The sequence below is a fragment of the Micromonospora thermarum genome (assembly GCF_012034245.1).
GTDB classification, from domain to species: Bacteria; Actinomycetota; Actinomycetes; order Mycobacteriales; family Micromonosporaceae; genus Micromonospora; species Micromonospora thermarum.
In genome coordinates this window covers 1-17,768 of the sequence record NZ_JAATEO010000036.1, presented here as the reverse complement: position 1 = coordinate 17,768, position 17,768 = coordinate 1, and the positions used below count along the sequence as shown (strand labels likewise).

At 75.3% G+C, this 17,768-nt stretch carries 13 protein-coding genes, 1 tRNA gene and 2 pseudogenes; 8 read left to right on the top strand and 8 right to left on the bottom strand.

Translation table 11 applies throughout. The features are described from left to right. Nucleotides 1-6: 6 nt before the first annotated feature. The 3 genes from HCJ94_RS25210 to HCJ94_RS25200 are packed head-to-tail and all read left to right on the top strand — an operon-like array spanning nucleotide 7 to nucleotide 3,009. Nucleotides 7-1,419 carry an RNA-guided endonuclease InsQ/TnpB family protein gene (locus tag HCJ94_RS25210; RefSeq protein ID WP_240944506.1) on the top strand — a complete coding sequence of 471 codons (1,413 nt, stop codon included), beginning with the start codon at nucleotides 7-9 and terminating at the stop codon, nucleotides 1,417-1,419. 25 nt (nucleotides 1,420-1,444) lie between these two features. Beyond that, nucleotides 1,445-2,338: a phosphatase PAP2 family protein gene (locus HCJ94_RS25205; RefSeq protein WP_168003528.1), complete on the top strand. Its 894-nt coding sequence runs from the start codon at nucleotides 1,445-1,447 to the stop codon at nucleotides 2,336-2,338. After that, the gene (locus HCJ94_RS25200; RefSeq protein ID WP_168003560.1) at nucleotides 2,335-3,009 is read left to right on the top strand and encodes a maleylpyruvate isomerase N-terminal domain-containing protein; all 675 of its coding nucleotides are present in this window, start codon (nucleotides 2,335-2,337) and stop codon (nucleotides 3,007-3,009) included. Before HCJ94_RS25205 ends, HCJ94_RS25200 begins: the two co-directional genes overlap by 4 nt. A gap of 98 nt (nucleotides 3,010-3,107) precedes the next feature. On the opposite strand, the gene HCJ94_RS25195 is transcribed toward HCJ94_RS25200, so the two are convergent. Together HCJ94_RS25195 and HCJ94_RS25190 are read right to left on the bottom strand one after the other, a co-directional pair. Further along, nucleotides 3,108-3,989 (bottom strand): DUF1028 domain-containing protein, encoded by an 882-nt coding sequence (locus HCJ94_RS25195; RefSeq protein WP_168003527.1) that lies wholly within the window; start codon nucleotides 3,987-3,989, stop codon nucleotides 3,108-3,110. Nucleotides 3,990-4,029: 40 nt separating this feature from the next. After that, nucleotides 4,030-5,217: a low temperature requirement protein A gene (locus tag HCJ94_RS25190; protein ID WP_309227425.1), complete on the bottom strand. Its 1,188-nt coding sequence runs from the start codon at nucleotides 5,215-5,217 to the stop codon at nucleotides 4,030-4,032. A 174-nt stretch (nucleotides 5,218-5,391) separates the two neighbouring features. Here HCJ94_RS25190 and HCJ94_RS31650 point away from each other — a divergent pair. The 4 genes and pseudogenes from HCJ94_RS31650 to HCJ94_RS25170 all read left to right on the top strand — a co-directional run. Then, nucleotides 5,392-5,514 (top strand): annotated as a pseudogene (locus HCJ94_RS31650) (LLM class F420-dependent oxidoreductase); the annotation flags it as partial. Further along, nucleotides 5,480-5,713, top strand: a pseudogene (locus HCJ94_RS25180) (dehydrogenase); the annotation flags it as partial. The pseudogenes HCJ94_RS31650 and HCJ94_RS25180, both read left to right, overlap by 35 nt. A gap of 54 nt (nucleotides 5,714-5,767) precedes the next feature. After that, nucleotides 5,768-6,394, top strand: a complete 627-nt coding sequence (locus HCJ94_RS25175; protein WP_168003525.1) for a M23 family metallopeptidase — start codon at nucleotides 5,768-5,770, stop codon at nucleotides 6,392-6,394. A 51-nt stretch (nucleotides 6,395-6,445) separates the two neighbouring features. Next, nucleotides 6,446-6,832, top strand: a complete 387-nt coding sequence (locus HCJ94_RS25170; protein ID WP_168003559.1) for a nucleotidyltransferase domain-containing protein — start codon at nucleotides 6,446-6,448, stop codon at nucleotides 6,830-6,832. A gap of 93 nt (nucleotides 6,833-6,925) precedes the next feature. Here the strand turns inward: HCJ94_RS25170 and HCJ94_RS25165 are convergent, their stop codons facing one another. The 5 genes from HCJ94_RS25165 to HCJ94_RS31645 all read right to left on the bottom strand — a co-directional run bounded on the left by HCJ94_RS25165 (nucleotide 6,926) and on the right by HCJ94_RS31645 (nucleotide 16,747). Further along, nucleotides 6,926-9,346, bottom strand: a complete 2,421-nt coding sequence (locus HCJ94_RS25165; protein WP_205801893.1) for a transglutaminaseTgpA domain-containing protein — start codon at nucleotides 9,344-9,346, stop codon at nucleotides 6,926-6,928. Next, nucleotides 9,340-10,500, bottom strand: a complete 1,161-nt coding sequence (locus tag HCJ94_RS25160) for a DUF58 domain-containing protein (RefSeq protein WP_168003523.1) — start codon at nucleotides 10,498-10,500, stop codon at nucleotides 9,340-9,342. The genes HCJ94_RS25165 and HCJ94_RS25160 overlap by 7 nt, the downstream gene beginning before the upstream one ends. A gap of 12 nt (nucleotides 10,501-10,512) precedes the next feature. Further along, nucleotides 10,513-11,508 (bottom strand): AAA family ATPase, encoded by a 996-nt coding sequence (locus HCJ94_RS25155; RefSeq protein ID WP_168003522.1) that lies wholly within the window; start codon nucleotides 11,506-11,508, stop codon nucleotides 10,513-10,515. Between the two features lie 29 nt (nucleotides 11,509-11,537). After that, nucleotides 11,538-14,147, bottom strand: a complete 2,610-nt coding sequence (locus HCJ94_RS25150; protein ID WP_168003521.1) for a fibronectin type III domain-containing protein — start codon at nucleotides 14,145-14,147, stop codon at nucleotides 11,538-11,540. A 149-nt stretch (nucleotides 14,148-14,296) separates the two neighbouring features. Beyond that, nucleotides 14,297-16,747, bottom strand: a complete 2,451-nt coding sequence (locus tag HCJ94_RS31645) for a fibronectin type III domain-containing protein (RefSeq protein WP_309227424.1) — start codon at nucleotides 16,745-16,747, stop codon at nucleotides 14,297-14,299. Nucleotides 16,748-16,936: 189 nt separating this feature from the next. Between HCJ94_RS31645 and HCJ94_RS25140 the strand changes: the two genes are divergently transcribed. Then, a tRNA-Leu gene (locus HCJ94_RS25140) sits at nucleotides 16,937-17,020 on the top strand. On the opposite strand, the gene HCJ94_RS31560 is transcribed toward HCJ94_RS25140, so the two are convergent. Further along, a complete protein-coding gene (locus tag HCJ94_RS31560; RefSeq protein WP_168003558.1) occupies nucleotides 16,976-17,671 on the bottom strand; it encodes a recombinase zinc ribbon domain-containing protein in 696 nt (231 codons plus the stop codon). The genes HCJ94_RS25140 and HCJ94_RS31560 overlap by 45 nt on opposite strands. Nucleotides 17,672-17,768 lie beyond the last annotated feature (97 nt).

Genomic DNA, 17,768 nt, shown 5'->3' with positions numbered 1-17,768 from the left:
CGGTTTATGCCTCGTCGTCGGGATCCGTGCGCGCCTGCGGTGGTATATCGCACTGCTCGGGTTGGATTGCGGGCGACCCCCGGGCAGCGACGGCGGTGTTTCGGCCTGCTGCGGTCGGCTGGCGATGTGTGGGCGTGCGTGTTGGAGGTCAACGGGTGGCGGCGTCGCCGCGGCGATGTCCCGCTCGTGGGTTACCAGGAGTTGTGCCGTGAGCTGGCGGCATCCGGGCCGGGCACGTTCGCCGAGTTGGACACCACGGGTGCTCGCTCGGTTTTGCGCCGGTTCTCAGATGCGTGGTTCGCGGCGGCGAAACGGCGCAAGAGTGGTGACGTGTCGGCGCAGTCTCCGCGCCGACGGCGTGGGTTGGTGCCGGTGCGCTGGTATCACGGCACCTTCACCCTGGACGGGCGCCGGGTTCGTATCCCGACCGCGAGAGGCACGTCGCCGTTGTGGCTGCGGCTGGCCCGGGAGTTGCCGTACCCGCCCGGGCAGGTCCGGTCGGTCACCCTACTGATTGAGGGTGGCCGGCTGTACCTGGACGTCACCGCCGAAGTCCCCGTGGCCACCTATCAGCCCGGTGAGGGGCCGGACCGTAGCCGGGTGGCCGGGGGGGTGGACGTGGGGATCATCCACCCGTATGCGGTGGCCGGCCCCGACGGTGAGGGGTTGTTGGTGTCGGGGCGGGCGATGCGCGCCGAGCACCGGATGCACCTGTCCGACAGCAGAGCCCGCGCCCGGGCCGTTGCCCGACGGGCACCGAAACCGGGCCAGCGTGGGTCGCGCCGGTGGCACCGGTATCGCCGCCGGGCTCGGCTGGTGGAGGGCCGGCACCGGCGCCAGATCCGCCAGGCCCAACACGAAGCCACCGCCACCGTCATCTCCTGGGCCGTGCAACAGCGGGTCGGCGTGCTGCACGTCGGCGACTCCCGTGGTGTGCTCGACCTTGATGCAGGGCAGCGGCACAACCTGCGGCTGCGGCAGTGGCGGATCGGCCAGCTCCTACAGATCCTGACCGACAAGGCCACCCTGGCTGGCATCACCGTCCATCTAGTGGACGAACGCGGCACCTCGTCGACCTGCCCCGCCTGCCACCGGCGGGTACCGAAACCACGTGGGCGGAGGATGTCCTGCCCGCACTGTCGGTTTTCAGGGCACCGTGACCTGGTCGCGGCCGCCAGCATCGCCACCCGCAGCCCGGGCGGCGGACACACCACCCAGGCAGCTCCTGTGCTGCCGCAGGTGGTCACGCACCGTCGAGCCGGCCGGCACCTACCCGGCACCGGCCAGTCCCGGCGTGACCCCCGCCGCCCACCGGCGGCGCGAGGATCAGATGGCCTGCGGAGGCCCGCCCCACCAACTGGTGGGGAGTCGCTCGCCCGAAAGGCGAGGATCCACAACAACCACCGGCGTAGCCGGTGAGCGTTCGTGGACACCGCATTAAGTTGTGCGGGTGCGGACGACGGCGAGGGGTGGGACGGCGGTCTGGTTGGTCGTGCTCGTGCTCGTGCTGGTGCAGGCGGCCGCCTTCCTCGCCGTCTGGCGCGTGGCCGTGCACACCGAACTGGGCCAGTGGCTCGACACGGTCGCGCTGACCGGCAACCGGATCGGCCAGGACCGCATCGACGGCCCGGTCGACCGGATCCTCAACGCCATGTCGGTGGTGTCGCTGGTGGCGGCGACGGCCGTGATCGGGTTCATCGCGCTGATCCGGGGGCGGGTCGCGCTCGCGGTCACCGCCACCCTGCTCATCGTCGGCGCGAACGCCACCACCCAGGCACTCAAGTACGGCCTCGCCCGGCCCGACTTCGGCATCGACCCGGAGCGGATCTACGCCGGCAACAGCCTGCCGAGCGGGCACACCACCGTCGCCGCCTCGGTCGCGGTGGCGCTGGTGCTCGTTCTGCCCCCGACGATGCGGGTCGCCGGCGCGTTCCTCGGTGCCGGCTACGCGGCGGCCGCCGGAGTCGCCACCCTCTCCGCCGGCTGGCACCGGCCCAGCGACGCCGTGGCCGCGTACCTCGTGGTGGGCGTGTGGGCGGCGCTGGGCGGGCTGCTGCTGCTCGTCACCCAGCGGGAGCAGGCGCAGGTCGACTCCGCCGACGCGCACCGGGTCGCCACCGCCGTGCTCGGCATCGGCGGCGCGCTGGCGGTGGTGGCCTGCGTCCTCGCCCTGACCTGGCTGGCCGGCCTGCCCCGGGTCGCCCCGGCCGAGCTGAGCCGCCGCCCGCTCTTCGTCGGGTACGCGGGCAGCGCCGCCGGGATCGCCGGGACCATGGGCATGGTCATGGCCCTGGTGCTGATCAGCGTGCACCGCCTCGTTCCGCGGATCAAGGGCTGACCGTGCCGGCGGTGCGCGAGGCGTTCCGGGACGAGTGCGACCGGCTGGTCGCCGTGCTCCGCGACCTCACCGAGGACGACCTCGACCGGCCCACCGACTGCCGGCCGTGGACCGTCCGCGACCTGCTCGCCCACGTCCGCACCGGCCTCGGGCGGCTGACCGACATGCTGGCCGCCCCGCCCCCGCCCCGGGCGGAGGTGGACGCGGCCGGCTACTTCGGCGCGGCGAAGTTCACCCCGCCCGTCGACGCCGCGCGCGTCGACAGCGGCCGCCGTGAGGGCCGGGACCTCACCGCCGCCAACCTCGCCGACGACGTGGACCGGGTGTGGCGGGCCACCCTCGACGCGGTCGACGCCCAGCCGTCCGACCGGGTCGTCCGCACCCGACACGGCGACGCGATGACGGTGGTCGAGTTCCTGCGTACCCGGGTGGTGGAGGTGGGGGTGCACGGCCTGGACCTGGCCGCGGCGCTCGACCGGCCGCCGTGGCTGACCCCGGCCGCGGCCGCGCTCGTCGCCGACCTTCTCACCGGCGGCCGGCCGGCGCCGGCCGCCCTGGGGTGGGACCGGCTCACGCTGATCCGCAAGGCCACCGGCCGGGCACCGCTGACCGCCGCGGAGCGCGCCGCCGTCGACGCCGCGGGCTTCCGCTGGCTCTCCTTCGCCCCCTGACCGCCGCGCCGGCGGCGGACGGGCCGCTGTCCTGCCCGGCGGCGCCGCCTGCGACCCCACTGCCGCGCCCCCGGGCGGGCCGCGCTCCAGCCGCGCCGTCAGGAGGCGGGCAGGGCCTCGCCGGCGGGTCGGGGCGCCGGGACGTGCGGGGCGGCCTTTCGGAGGTGGTCCAGGACGACCGGGTCGATGCGGCCCGGCACCAGTCGCTCCTCCAGGTTCTCCAGACCCGCCCACGAGAACAGCGCCTCGTCCGGGGCGGCCGGGTGGGCGGGGTGCCCGAGGGCGGTGAGCAGGGCGACGACCTCGGTGGCGACCGCGCCGGTGAGGTCGAGCAGGGTCGCCGGATCGGGCCGGCTGAACAGCAGGGTGTGCACGGCGAGCAGCCGGCCCAGCTCGGCCACCGGGTCGGGATGGTCGTCCACCCGCAGGTCCACCAGGACGTCGCCGGTGCCGCCGTACCCGCCGCCGCGCTCGACCACCAGCAGCCCGGCGCTCTGCCGGCCCCGCCGGTCGCCGCCGGCCTGGTCACCGGCGCGCAGGGCGGCGACGAGCCGGTCCGGGAAGGCCAGGGCCGAGCCGCCGAGCCAGCCGTCGCGCACGGCGTCGATCACCTGGGGGCCGGCGAGGATGTTGCCCTGCGCGGCCCACCCGTCCCCGGCCTGGCCGCCCGCCCAGGGATGGCACGCCGGGCCGGTCCAGGTGGCGCCCGTGCCGTTCGCGCCCACCACGCCGAGCTGCCGGTGCTCGCGCTCGGGATCGGCGGCGACCAGACCGGCGACCACGTCGCTGGCGGCGACACCGGTACGCAGCAGCGCCAGGCCCTGCGGGCGGTAGGCCAGGTTCACGTGGGCCTGGGTGGCGAGGGCCCCGACCTCGGCCTCGGCGGCCGGGACCAGGGCGCCCGCGGCGAGGAACTTGCTGGCCACGATGACGCCGTGCAGCCGGCCGTCGTCGGAGCGGGCGACGAGCGAGAAGGTCACGCCAGGGAGGGTAGCGCGCGGGCGGCCGCGTACCGGACCGTCAGAACGGCGGTGCCGCCGCCTCCGGCGGCCGGCCGCGCGCCCGGCGTGCGTCGGCGACCGCCACCGCGCCCAGGACGACGGCGGCCACGGCCGCGGCGATCAACATCGGCTGGTGCTCAAGGATCGGCAGCACGGCCAGCAGCACCAGGGCCGCGATCCAACGGGAGGGTGAGACCCGGCTGAAGACCTCCCACTCGAGCCGGGCCCGACCGGCGAGGAAGAGCACGGGCCCGCCGAGCACCATCACCACCCACGCCGGCTCCGGATGCACCAGAGGATGTTCGATCGTGAGCTCGTAGCCGATGGCGGTGCCGGTGAGCCCGACGGTCATCAGCAGGTGGGTGTCGGCGGCGGACCGGCCGATCGTCGCCGGGTGCCGTGCCTTGCCGACGGCCTCGCCGAGGATCTGCCCGGCCCGCTGTACGTAGATCCGCCAGAGCAGGATGCTCGTGGCGAGCGCCAACGCGAACGCGGTGGTCTGGCCCGCGCCGTACGGGCCCGGGCTGTACGACAGGCCCGCCACCAGAATGGTCTCGCCGAGCGCGACGAGGAAGAACTGCTGGTACCGCTCGGCCAGGTGCTCGCCGGCGATGTCCCACTTCGAGGTCGTCGACCGGCCCAGCCCCGGCACCGGCCAGCCGAACCGGACCGCGAGGTACTCCAGGGTCAGGGCGGTAGTCCAGAGCACCACCCGGGGGTTCGTCGGCAGCAGCGCCCCGACGATCCAGAGGACACCCGTCGAGGCGAAGATGAGCAGCATCCGCAGCTTCAGCCGGCGGTGCGGGTGGTCCCCGAGGGCGATCAGCAGGATCAGTGGCCGGGACACCTGCGCCACCACGTACGCGACCGCGAAGGCCATTCCGGTCTCGCGGAACGCCCGGATGAGCGCCACCCCCATCACCATGCTGGCGACCAGGGCGATCATCACGATGACCTGGACCCAGGCGTGGTACGGGTCGTACCGGCTGGTGGTCCACGCGGTGCCCTGCCACACCGCCCAGAGCGCGAACAGCAACAGCAGCGTCTTCCCGCCGCCGGTGACCGCCGTCCAACCCTGCGTGCCCACCGGTTCCAGCGCCAGGTCCTCGAACGCGCGGGCCGAGATGCGGGTCAGCGCGAAGACGAAGACCAGGTCGAAGAAGAGCTCCAGGAAAGTCGCCCGGCCGGCAGCCTCGGTGGCGGGCACGAGCCGCCTCGCGCCGGCCCTCGCCATGGTCAGCGTGTCCCGCGCGCGAACGTCCCCACCAAGCAGTCCTAGCACCCCACCCGCTCCGGGCGACCGGCAACAGGGAAACCGTCCCCGATCTTGCTCGACGGCATCGGGGGCCGACATCATCGACGGATGACGACGCGTTGGGGCATGACGGTGCCGCTGGGCGGGATTCCGCTCGCCGACCACGCCGCGGTCTACCGCGCTCTCGACGGGGCCGGCTTCACCGACGCCTGGTCCTCCGAGGTCGCCGGGGCTGGCCGCCGGTCACCTGGGCGCGAAGGTGATCGCCGCGTCCGGCGCGGTGCTCACCCCGGACCAGGTCGCCGACTCGGTGGTCGCCGGGCTCGCCGAGGAGCGCTTCCTGATCCTGCCGCACCCGGAGGTCGCCGCGTACGCCCTCCGCCGCGCCGAGGACCCGGACGGCTGGCAGGCCGGCATGCGCAAGCTGGTCCGCCGACTCACCGCCTGACGGGCGGCGGAACCGCCGGCCCGGGCCTTGTGCACGTCTGCGATGCTCGGGGCGATGACGACCGACCGCCTCTCCAGACGCCCCACCCTCCGCCTGGTCCTGGTACTCGGCGCGGTGGCGGTCGTCGTCGCGGTCGCGGTGGTCGTCGTCCCGCTGCTGCTTCCGCCGGGACCGCGCCCGCACTTCCAGCTCCCCGTCTCCTGTGGCGAGACGTGGCGGCTCGGCACCTACCCCGGCCACGACGACTACGACATCGACCTGTTCCCCACGGCGGGCGACCCGTGGGGGCGGCCGGTGCTCGCGTCCGCCGCCGGCGAGGTCACCGTCGCGGGGATCAACGGGTCGCTCGGTGGTCGTACCCCGGGGAACCCGACCGGCCCACGCGGGCGCGGCGGTGGCTACTGGGTCAAGATCGACCACGGTGGCCGGTGGGAGACGCAGTACCTGCACCTGCTCGAACCGCCGCTGGTCGAGGTCGGCCAGCGGGTCGCCCAGGGCGAGCAGATCGGGAGGGTCGGCAGCACCGGCAACTCCGGCGCGCCGCACCTGCACTACGAGCAGCGGCGTGGCTGGGAGAAGGTCGAGACCTGGTTCGACGGCGCGCCGTCCGGCATCACCACCGACGACCGGGAGTACTCGGTGACGCTGACCAGCAACAACTGCGTCGGCGGCGAACGGTAGGCGTCCGGAGTACGCGTGGCGACGGAGGAGCGGACCCGGGAGGCGTGGTCGATGGTCGACCGGGTGGCCGGGTGGGCGGCCGAACGCGAGGACGTCCGGGGTGTGGCGGTGGTCGGCTCCTGGGCACGCGGTGCGGCGCGGATCGACTCCGACATCGACATCGTGGTCCTCACCGACGACCCGCGGTACGCGGACGCGGACCTCTGGGCCGGTCTGCTCGGCGGCGAGGTGACCCGCCTCGCGGAGTGGGGGCCGCTCCGGGAGATCCGCGTACGCCGCCCGTCCGGCTTCGAGGTCGAGCTGGGCGTCGCTCCGGTGAGCTGGGCACGGACCGAGCCCGTCGACGCCGGCACCCGCCGCGTCATCGCCGACGGGCACCGCGTCGTGCACGACCCGGCCGGCCTGCTGGCCGCCCTGTCGGCCGCCTGCGCCTCGTGAGCGGCTGACGACCAGCCGGTCGTCGCCTGGACTCCGCCTCGGCTCGACCGAGGACTTCGACACACGCCCCAGCACCGGCTCACCGTCATCCGATCACCGAAGGCGTCGTCCGTCGCGGGCGTCCACCGGCCTGTCCGCACGCCGCGCCCGGACCAGGGGACCGGGATGCACGGACCAGAGGAGCCGGCCCCACCACGGACGGGCGGCGCGGAGCGCCGCCACGTAGCCCTGAGCGGCGACGACGGCCCGGGCCGACTGCCCCTCGGCGACCGCGCCGGGTGCGAACGCCGCCCGGTTGAGCAGACCCGCCAGCTCCCGGACACCCGCCTCGACCGCCTGACCGTCGGTGGCGGCGGGGGACCGGCGTGCGGCGGCGAGGACGTCGCGGGCTCGGGCGGCGACCTCGGTGGCCGCCAGGTCACCGGAGACCGGATGGCCGGCGAGACGCAGCGCGTCGGTCACCTCCCGCCAGGCGCCGGCCACACGCTCGCCGGGGTCACCCCGGTACAACCGGTTCCGGCTCTGCGAGCGGCGCAGCCACAGCAGGGCCACCAGCGACGCCGCCACCAGGAGCAGCGCGCCGCCGCTGCCACCGGCCACCAGCACCAGAGTGGACGGGCCGCCCGAGTCGACCGGTCCGCCGGGCGCGGCGACCGGCTCCGGCGGGAGCGTCGGCTCCGCGCTCGGCTGCGGCGCCTCCGACGGCGGCGGCTCCTCCGGCGGCGGCCGGAAGTCCTCCTCCACCGGACGGGGTTCGATGTCCGGCCGGGGCAGCGGGTTGAACGGCACCCAGCCGAGCCCGTCGAAGAGCACCTCCGGCCAGGCGTACGCGTCACCGGCCCGCACCGGTCCGCTGCGGGGCGACTGGAAGCCCACCACCACCCGGGTGGGCAGGCCGGCCAGGCGGCCCAGCACCGCGAACGCCGCCGCGAACTGCTCCGACGTGCCGCGCTGCCCGCCCGCGTTGCGGGGCCCGAACAGGAAGAAGGCCAGATTCGGGTACGCGTGCCCGCTCGGCGCGTCCGCGACGAGCCGGTAGTGCTCGGCGAGGAACTGCTCGACGGCGGTGGCCCGCGCGTACGGCGCCCCGTTGGACTCGGCGAGTTGGGCGGCGAGCCGCCGCAGCGGATCGGGCACCCCGTCGGCGACCCGCAGCGCCCGGGCCACGTCGTCGCCGGCCGGGACGTTCGCGGTGGCCAGCAGGTTGGCGTCCGGCCGTTCCCGGGCGGAGGTCACCGCGTACCGCAGCCCGGGCGTCAGCCCCTCCGGGCGGATCAGCGTGCCGGTGGCCGGGTCGTACGCCACCCGCGCCCCGGTGACCTCGCGGGGGGTGGCGACGGCGGGCAGCAGCCGCCCGGTCAGGTCGGCGACGGTGATGTCCTGCCGTACCGTCTCGACGGTGCTGCCGGCGGCGGGGGCCGTGCCGGGCAGGATCCGGCCGGCGTTGCGGTACGTCGCCCCGACCCGCCAGGTGACCCCGTCGTAGTCGCTGAGCACCGCCAGCCGGATCCGCACGTCGTCGACGCCGGTGGCCGGAGCGGTGTCAGCGGGCGGATCGGCACCGGCGATCGCGGCCGCGCCGGACGCCCGCCACGTCGTCACCTCCAGCAGCTTCTGGTCCGGGTTCAGCGCCCAGCCGGAGATGCGGATCAGCGGGTTCTCGTCGAGGGTGTCCACCCGGGGCGGTTCCACGTACCGGCGGGGATCCACCGGGCGCCCCCCGACCTGCCCGGCGAGCGCCGCACCGAGCAGCGCGGCCAGCGCGACCACCACCGCCACCCCGGCCGCGGAGGCCCCGGCGAGCCGGGCCCGCAGCGCGGTGCGCACCGCCGGCGGCAGGCCCACCGGGTCGTCGGCGACCGGCCCGGCTCCTCGCGGGACGGCGAGCCCCAGCACCGCCACGGCGACGAACGCCAGCGTCGGCCGTACCCCCGGGTCGGCGTTCGGCCCGACCACGTAGAGCGCGCCGGCGTAGAGCAGCACCGGCGGCAGGTACCCGAGCAGCACCCGGCCCGCCCGCAGCGCCACCTCCGTGGCGGCGAGGCCGGCCAGCCAGGCGGCGACGACCGGCACCACCACCGTGTCCGGTGTGGGCTCGACCGGGATCATCGCGGTCAGCAGCCGGGGGATGCCGTTGCGGGCGGCGTCGGCCGCCACCTCGACCAGCGGCCCGGGCACGTCGGCCCGGCCCGCGGCCAGGCGCAGCGACCACAGTGTCCACGCCGTCATGCCGAGCACCGACATCGGCGCCACCAGCCACGACGGCAGCCGCCGGCACGCCACACCGACCAGCACCGACCCGGCCGCCGCGCCCGCGACCAGTCCGGTGATCAGTCCGCCCGCGTACACGCGCCCCAGCGCCACCCCGGACAGCGCCACCATGACGACGAGCGCCAGCGCCACCGGGACGTCGGTGAGGAAGGGACCCTTGACGCCTGCCGGGCCCTTTGCTGACACCGCGGGCCGCTCGCCCACGGGCTCCGCGGACGCGGGCCGGCCGGTCGTGCTCACCATCGCCGCACCCGGTCCCACTCGGCGGCGAAGGCGGCGCCGTCCACGGCGTCGATCACCACCAGCTCGGTCGCCTGCGCCGGCTGCGCGGCCCCGAACACACCGACCACCACCGACGGGTACGCGCCGCGCAGCGCCCCGATCCGCCCGAGCGAACCCCGCCCGCCGGGGCCGGTGAGGACCACGAGCGTGTCGCCGGGGCGGTCCCGCCGCAGCCGGGTAAGGGTGGCGTCGAGAGTGTCCTCCTTGCCGAGTTGCGCCGCCGCGAGCCGGTCCAGCGGAGCCGCGCCGGGCCCCGCCACGCCTGCTCCCGCCGTGCCGGCCGCTTCCGGCGCGACCAGCAGCAGCACCACCGGCAGGTCGGCGCGGACAGCGGCGGTGACCACCGACGCCGCCGCCTCGCACGCCGACTCGAACGACTCCGCCACCCCGTCCACACGGTCCGGGTGGGCCGTCGCCCGGTTGTCCAGCAGCACCACCAGGCGGGGCAGGCTGGTGTCGACGTTCTCGCGGACCATCAGCTCACCCACCCGTGCGCTGGTCCGCCAGTGCACGCGGCGCAACTCGTCGCCGACCACGTACTCCCGCAGCGAGTCGAACGTGATCGACCCGTGCGGCACGGCGTCCACCCGCCCGTCCAGGCTGCGGCCGGCGCCGGTGGGCACCGCGGTCAGCGGATGGATCCGCGGGTGCACCCACACCGGGACCGTCCCGCCGTACGGGCGGGACAGTGCCACCAGCCCCAGCGGATCCCGTCGGGTGACCCGCAGCGGCCCCACCGGTACGACACCCCGGCGGGCCGTCGGCACGTCGTAGCGGACCGTGGTGTCCCGCCCCGGACGCAGCCGGAGCAGCGGCACCGGCACGCTCGCCCCGCCGCACCGGTCCTCGGCCACCAGGCTCGCCGCGCGCAGCCGCCCGGTGTTCCGCACGGTCAGCGTCATCGCGGCCGGCTCTCCCCGGGCCACCCGGTCCGGGTCGGCGTGGCGCGTCACCTCCAGCCGGGGCCGCCACGCCGCGGTGACCAGCGCGTACCCGACCGCGGTCGCGGCCGCCGCGCCGAGCAGGGCCAGTTCCGGGTACGCGAACCGGAAACCGACCGCCAGCAGCACGACGGCGGCGACGAGCAGCCCGACACCCCGGGCGGTGATCCCCACGGCAGGTCCCGGTCAGCTCCGCGCCGGGGCCGGCTGCCCCGAGGGGAGCGGCACCGGCACCGAGGCGACCGCCTGGCGCAGCACCTCCGCCGCGGTCACCCCGCGCACCTGCGCGTCCGGGGTGAGCAGCAGGCGGTGCGCGAACACCGGCTCGGCGAGGGTCTTCAGGTCCTCCGGCATGATCCAGCCCCGCCCGTCGATCAGCGCGTACGCGCACGCCGCGCGGGTCAGCGCGATGACACCCCGGGGACTCACCCCCACCCGGACCTGCGGGTGGTTCCGCGTCGCCGCCGCTAGCTTGACCGCGTACGCGTACAGCGGCTCGGCGATGTGCACCCGCTGGGCCATCCGCACCATCTCCCCGACGGTGGCGGTGTCGGTCACCGGCGTCAGCGCCTCGGGGGAGCGGACCGTCGCCCCGCGCAGCACCTCCACCTCGACCGCCTCGTCCGGGTACCCGACGGACAGCTTCACCAGGAAGCGGTCCAACTGGGCCTCGGGCAGCCGGTACGTGCCGTCCATCTCGACCGGGTTCTGCGTGGCCACCACCAGGAACGGCTGCGGCACCGGATGGCGGACGCCGTCCACGGTGACCGTGCGCTCCTCCATCACCTCCAGCAACGCCGACTGGGTCTTCGGCGACGCCCGGTTGATCTCGTCGGCGATGACGATGTTGGCGAACACCGGCCCCGGGTGGAACTCGAACCCCCGGGTCGCCTGGTTGAAGATGGTCACCCCGGACACGTCGGAGGGCAGCAGGTCCGGCGTGAACTGGATCCGCCGCCACTCACCCTTCACCGTGGCCGCGACGGCCCGGGCCAGGGTGGTCTTGCCGACCCCCGGCACGTCCTCCAGCAGCACGTGCCCCTGCGCGAACAGGGCGGTCAGGGCCAGCCGCACCACCTGCGGCTTGCCCAGCACGACCGCGTTGACGTTCTCGGCCAGCCGGGCGGCGAGCGCGGCGAAGCCCTGCACCTCCGGCTGGGTGAGCGGCTCGGGCGGATTCACGGGGTGGTGCTCCTTGCCTGGCGTCGAAGTCAGCAGGTGGGCAGGACGCCGATGTCGTCGCCGCCGTCGAGGTTCAGCCAGGCCCACGGGATGTAGTTGCGTCCCTTGTAGTCGACCTGCACCCACCAGGTGCTGCGCTTGTGGTCGTTGTAGATGTACGCGTACACCTCTTCGCCCTGCCTCTTGCAGAACGCCTTGAGCCGCGTCCCCGGCCGCGCCCACCCCACCTGCCGGTTGTTGTCCTGCCGGGGGACGGAGAAGACCTCGTTGCCGTTGCGGCCGTCGACGTCCGCGTCGCAGTACGTGGCCTCCGCCCCGGAGTCGCCGTTACGGCAGGTCGCCGTCCCGTACAGGGCGGCGGTCGCCTGGGCGCGCGTGGCGGTGCCGTCGCCGGCCGCGTTGCTCGCGGTCACCGTGAACGTGTACGCCGTGCCCGGCGTCAGCCCGGACATAGTGATCCGGGAGCACGGGCCGGCCTTCGCCGGCTCGCCGCCGGTGCTGAGCGTGCAGGTCGCCTCACCGCCGCCGACGTCCACGGTGAACGTCACGGTCGCCGCGGTGGCGGTCGCCGACGATCCGGTCACCGTCACCCGCGGCTCGGCCACCGTCCGGGCGGTGGCGGTGGCCTCCGGACCGGGCCCGGCCTCGTTGACCGCCTTGACGGTCACCGTCACGTTCTGCCCGTCGCCCAGGCCGTTCACCGTCGTGCGGGTGTCGGTCACCTCGCTGCGCCGGCCGCCCACGTCGACCAGGTACCCCGTGACCGGCCGCCCGTTCGGCTCGGCCGGCGCCCACTGCACCGCGACCGTGCCGGGCTGGTTGGGCACCGTCGTCGCCCGCAGGTCCACCGGCCGGCCGGGCGTCGCGTACGGCACGACAGTGTTGCTCACCGGGGACGCCGCCGAACCGGCGCCCTTGTCGTTGACCGCCACGACCGTGAACGCGTACTGCGTGCCGTACTCCAGCTCGCCCGCCGGCACCACCAGCTCGGTCTTCGTCGACTCCCCGGCCGGGGCGTTCGTGCCGGCCGAGGTGGCCGTCACCGCGTACCGGGCGATCCGGTTGCCCTGCCCGTTCGCCGCCGGCCAGCGCACCACCACCGTGCCGTCCGGCCGTGCCTCGGCGGTGACGCTTGTCGGCGGATCCGGCACCGCCGCCGTCGGCGTGACCGGGTTGCTCGTACGGGCCGGGCCGTTGCCCTTGGCGTTGACCGCGAACACCGAGAACCGGTACGTCTCGCCGTTGGTCAGGCCCTTGATCTCGACCGCGCGCTGGTTGGCGCCCACCTCGACGCGCTGACCGCCGCCGCTCACCACGTACTTGGTGATCTCGGCGCCGTTGGCGGCGGCGGCCCGCCAGCTCACCCGCGCCTGGGCGTTGCCGGCCGCGGCGGTGACCACGCGCGGCGGTCCCGGCTTGCCCACCGTCGGCTTCTTCGGCGGAGGCGGCGGCGGGGGAGCCGGCGGCGGGTCCCCGCCGAGCACGTCGTTGGCGTACTTGTCGACCTCGCGCACCTGGTGCCGGTCGTCCACCACCCGGGCCGTCGAGGAGTCGGGGGCGTTGATGAAGAGGTGGTTCTCCCGGACCTCCAGCTCCAGCGGGCCCGTCGGCCGGCCCTTCACGGTGTCGACCAGCTGGCCGGCACCGTCGAACGCGTACACCGTGCCGGTCGACTCGTCCGCGCAGTAGATCCGGCCGGCCCACGACACGGCCGGGCCCAGGCCGGCCCCGTTGCCCGGCACGGTGAAGCTGCGCACCACGCCGTCGGTGACGACGTGCACCCGCCGCTCGGCCGGCACCGTGACCGGCACCGCCGGCCCGCTGGTGCGGGCGGGCAGCGCGGCCGGCGCGGACGTCGCCAGCGGCGTCCGCGTCACGTCGCCCCGGCGCACCAGGACCAGCACACCGGCCGTCCGGTCGAGCACCGCCACCCCGTCGTCCAGGGCGGACACCACCAGCTCGTGACTGGGCTCGGCCACCTCGTACGTCTCGACCCGCTTCGGGCTGAGGCCCGCCCCGGCAGGCGCGGCGGACACCGGCGCCGACGGCAGGGGTGCGGCGGTGACCGCCGAGACTGTGCCCTCGCTCGGCACGGCGATCCACAACCGACCCTCGCCGTCGAACGACCCGCCGGTGATGCCCGGTGGGTAGCGGACCGGTTCGCCGACCGGTGCCAGCGAACGCGGGTCGAGCTGCCGGACGACACCCTGCACCGCGTCCACCACGAACGCCGCGTCCTCGTGCAGCGCGACGTTCACGCCGAGCCCGGGGGTCGTGCGCGAGGTGGCCGTGATCTGGAGGGTGGCCAGGTCCAGCGAGCTGACCTGGCCGGTGGTCAGGTCCCGCAGGACCAGCAGCCGGTCGGTCTGGGTGACCTGCATCGGGTGCCGCCGCGCGCCGGGAACCTCCATCCGGGTGTCCACCCGTGCGGTCACCCCGTTGACCCGGGCCAGCTCGCTGCGCGCGGTGCTCCACAGCCAGGAACTCGCGTCGTAGCTGGCGACCGCGTTGTCGGCGGCGCCGACGCCGAGCACCGTCAGCCCCAGCGCGGCCAGCAGGGCCGCGACCGTGGCGACGGTCACCAGCCCACCCCGGAACCGGCGGGGCGGGGCGTTCACGGCGTCGTCGACGGTGGCCACAACCGGCTGCCTCCCCGTGTCGTTTGAGCAGGTGACGGGGCCGGAACCGGCGCCCCTCCCCTGAAGCCGGGTGCCATCATATGGGCCGGGCGTGGCCAGGGGAACCCGTACCGTCCCCCTGTGGACACACAGCGTGTGCGATCCTGCCGTCACCCCGCGCGGTCGGTGCAGACCTGCCCGGACGTGGCGAACGTGTCCGTCGAGTACACCGCGAGCACCGTGAAGCAGTAGTCCACCCGGGAGTTCAGCCCGTTGACCGTGTAGCTTGTCTCGCCCGGATCCACCCTGGCCAGCACGCCCAGGCCCTGTCCCGCGCGACCGGCGGCCACCATGAACGGCACCGCACCGCCGGACGGGTCGGTCCAGGTGAGGGTGATCGTGGCGGAGTCGTCCCGCAGCGCCAGGTCCGTCGGCGGCGCACCGGTCGCGACGCTCGGGCTGGGGCTCGGCGCCGTGGGCGCCGGGGGAGCGGGCGCCGGCGCCGCCTCGTCGCGGCCGAGGGCCACCACGCCCACCCCGACGGCCACGACCATGACCACGCCCACGGCGGCGCCCAGCCCGATCACCGCGGTCCGGTTCCGGGCACGCCCCTCCGGACCCCTGGCGGGGTACGCGGACAGCCCACCCCCGCTCGTCGGGTACGCGGCCGGCGGCCCGCTTGTCGGGTACGCGCCTGGCCCGCCGCCCGGGACGCCGCTCGTGGGGTTCGTGCCGCCGACGGTGCCGGTGGCCGGTCCACCGCTGGTCGGGTACGCCGGCTCGCCGGCGCCGGTCGGAGCGTCGTGCCGGCCGGTGGACGCTGACGCGGCGGCGGAGTCCCACTGCGAGGCGGCCATCACCCACGGCGGGACCGGCGCCGCGCTTGCCGGCGGGCCGAAGGGTCCACCGGCCGCTGGTAGGCCAGGCGGTGCGCTGACCGGTGGCACGGATCCCGGGGGTGCGCTGACCGGTGTGGCCGACCAGGGTGGTTCGCCGGCCGCTGGTGGACCGGGTGGTGCGCTGACCGGTGGCAGGGGCCCCGGGGGCGTGCTGACCGGTGCGGCGGGCCAGGGTGGTCCGCTGGCCGGCCACACCGTGGCCGGAGGCGTGCCCGGTGGCGGGCCGCTCGCCGGGTGGTTCGGGGCGGGTCCGGTGTCCGGGTTGCCAGCGGCCGCGCCTTCGACGCCGAGCCGTGGAGCCGCCGGTGGTGCCTGCGTACCCGGCTGGGCGCCTCCGCGTGTGGCCTCCTCGGCGAGCAGCGGCTCGATCTGCCGCACCTGGACCGTCGGGGTATCCCAGCGCGCTCCGGGCATCGTCGCCTCGCCGGACCGCGCGGCGGACGGGGCGGTCGACGCCGGCGGCCCGGACACGGGGGCCGGCCCGCTGCCCATACCGTCCGCCGCGTCGGCCGGAACCGTGTCGCTGACCGGCCGCCGGGGCGCGGGTGGTGTGGCCGGCTGTCGCGTGGCCGTGCCGAGCCCGGGCCCGTGGGCCGTCGGTCCGGTCTGGACGGAGTCAGGCGCCTGCGGTGGTGGGGTGGGCCCGGGATGCGGCCGAGCCGGTGGGAACGTCGATCGGGGCGATCCCTGCGCCGGGGCGTTCGTGACGGGCGGTGCCACGTACGCCGACGGGTCCGTCGGGGGCGTCGCCGGGCGTGCCGCCGCGGTGGCCGGCCCCGCGACGGGCCCGGATGCGGTGGCCGACCGGGACGCCTCGGCGGGTGGCCGGGTGGATGGGCCGGGAGCCGGGGCGACAGCCGGCGGGAAAGCCGGTGGACCGGAGGTCGGGGCGATCGTCTGGCGTGGCGCGGGCGGAACCTGGATCGGGGAGGGGGCCGGCAACGCCGTGGGCGGAACCTGGGCCGGGGAGGGGGCCGCCGGCGGCGTGGGCGCCGGGCCGGTCGGCGCCGGCGGAGACGACTGGCCGGTGCCGGTGGTCGTCGACCGGGCGACCGTCGTGGCGCCGTCGTGCGGTCGCCAGGAGGTGGTGAGGACCGCCAGGGAAACCGTCGGGCCGGTCAGCGCCGCCAGATCAGCGGTACGCCCGGATGAGCCCGCGCCGCCGGAAACCGGCGAGGGCGGCGAGCCGACCGGGTGCGGGGCCGGTGGAGGCGTCAGCCCGGTCGACGTGGGGAGGCCCGGGGTCTGGCTGGTGGCGCTGAGCGTACCCGGTGCGGTGTCGGCCGGGGTGGGAGCGGCGTCGCCGAGGTACTCGCGCGCCGCGCGTACCGCCGGATGGTCGGCGCCGAGCACGGCGGGCCCGGCGGTGGCGACGCGGCGGTAGTTGCGGCGGGCCTCGTGGCGGTTGCCGAGCTCGTCGGCGACGGTGGCCAGCTCGAAGGAGAGCGCCAGCATCAGCGGGTCGGCGTGCGGCCAGCGGCGCTCGCCCGCCGCGAACGCCTCCTCCAGGACCCGGCGCGCGGCGGCCGGGTCGTCGGCCTCCCGGTGGAGCCGGGCCAGCAGGTGAGCGGTGCTCAGCACGTCGGGGTGGTCCGGACCGTACGGCGGACCGGCGGACTCGACGGCGTCGCCCAGCAACCGGCGTGCGGCGGTCAGGTCACCCGCGTGGCGCAGAGCGAGGGCCCGGTGCTGGACGGCGGCCAGGGGGGAGGGATGCGACACGTCGTCATGCTGCCGGCACAGTACGCTCCGACGCTACCCGGAAGGCCCCGCTCGTCCGGTTCCGCCCACTGGCCGGGAGCCGATGTGCATGATCCACGGGGGCGGTGTACAGTAACTCCCCGTGTGGCCCGCCGGGCGGCCGACCGGTGAGAAGATCACCTCGGCCGGCGCGGTAGGCTGGACGTGCAGGTCCGGGTGGCGGAATGGCAGACGCGCTAGCTTGAGGTGCTAGTGCCCGTATAGGGCGTGGGGGTTCAAGTCCCCCCTCGGACACAATCTAGTACATGATCCACTTGGGGCCGCCTGAGCGGACACCGTTCGGGTCGTCGGCCGGTAGGTCAGGGTGAACCCCAGTTCGCGGTAGATCAATGCCTTATCGGCGGGGTCAGCGTCGCGGAGTACGGCGGCGATGGTTCCCAGAGCCTCTACGACGCGGTGGATCTCGTCAGGGCCCATGGTCCGACGTCCGGTGAGGCAACGCAGGTTGGCCTCGGCGATGACCTGTTCGGCTTGGACGTCGGCGATCCATCGGCTGACGACGGTGGGATCGGCGCCGCTGTCCAAGGCGGCGCGGTAGCGGTCCAGCCGGGTGGCGCAGGTGGCGAGGGTTTCCCGTGCCGCCTTGATCGCCTGTTGGTCGACGTCGTCGTGCTGCGCGTCGGCTATGGCCTGGACAGTTGCGGTGAGTCGGCTGGGCGAGAAGGCTCGGGCGAGCCATGGGTCGAGTTGTTCGAGGATGTGGTCCTCGCGGACATAGACGCTGCGGGGGTGTGCGATGCGGTTGGCATCGGCGTACTCGGCGGCGTAGGTGCAGCGGTAGTTGTTGCGGTCGTTGTTGTAGCTGCCGATCATGCGTCGTTGGCAGATGCCGCAGTGCAGGAGGCCGGACAGCGCGTAGTTGCGCTTGCTGGCCCGGGGCTTCATGACCCCGTCGGGGCGCCTGCCCGCACTGGCGATCAGCGTCTGGACGCGAGTGAAGGTCTCGTCATCGATGAGCGGTTCATGGGCCAGGGCCCCGGAG

Bases quoted from the DNA above. Each gene is read 5' to 3' on its own strand.
- HCJ94_RS25165 (WP_205801893.1), bottom strand. From the start codon at position 9,346: ATGGTGAGCACGACCGGCCGGCCCGCGTCCGCGGAGCCCGTGGGCGAG.
- HCJ94_RS25210 (WP_240944506.1), top strand. From the start codon at position 7: ATGCCTCGTCGTCGGGATCCGTGCGCGCCTGCGGTGGTATATCGCACT.
- HCJ94_RS31560 (WP_168003558.1), bottom strand. From the start codon at position 17,671: ATGAAGCCCCGGGCCAGCAAGCGCAACTACGCGCTGTCCGGCCTCCTG.
- HCJ94_RS25170 (WP_168003559.1), top strand. From the start codon at position 6,446: ATGGTCGACCGGGTGGCCGGGTGGGCGGCCGAACGCGAGGACGTCCGG.
- HCJ94_RS25175 (WP_168003525.1), top strand. From the start codon at position 5,768: ATGACGACCGACCGCCTCTCCAGACGCCCCACCCTCCGCCTGGTCCTG.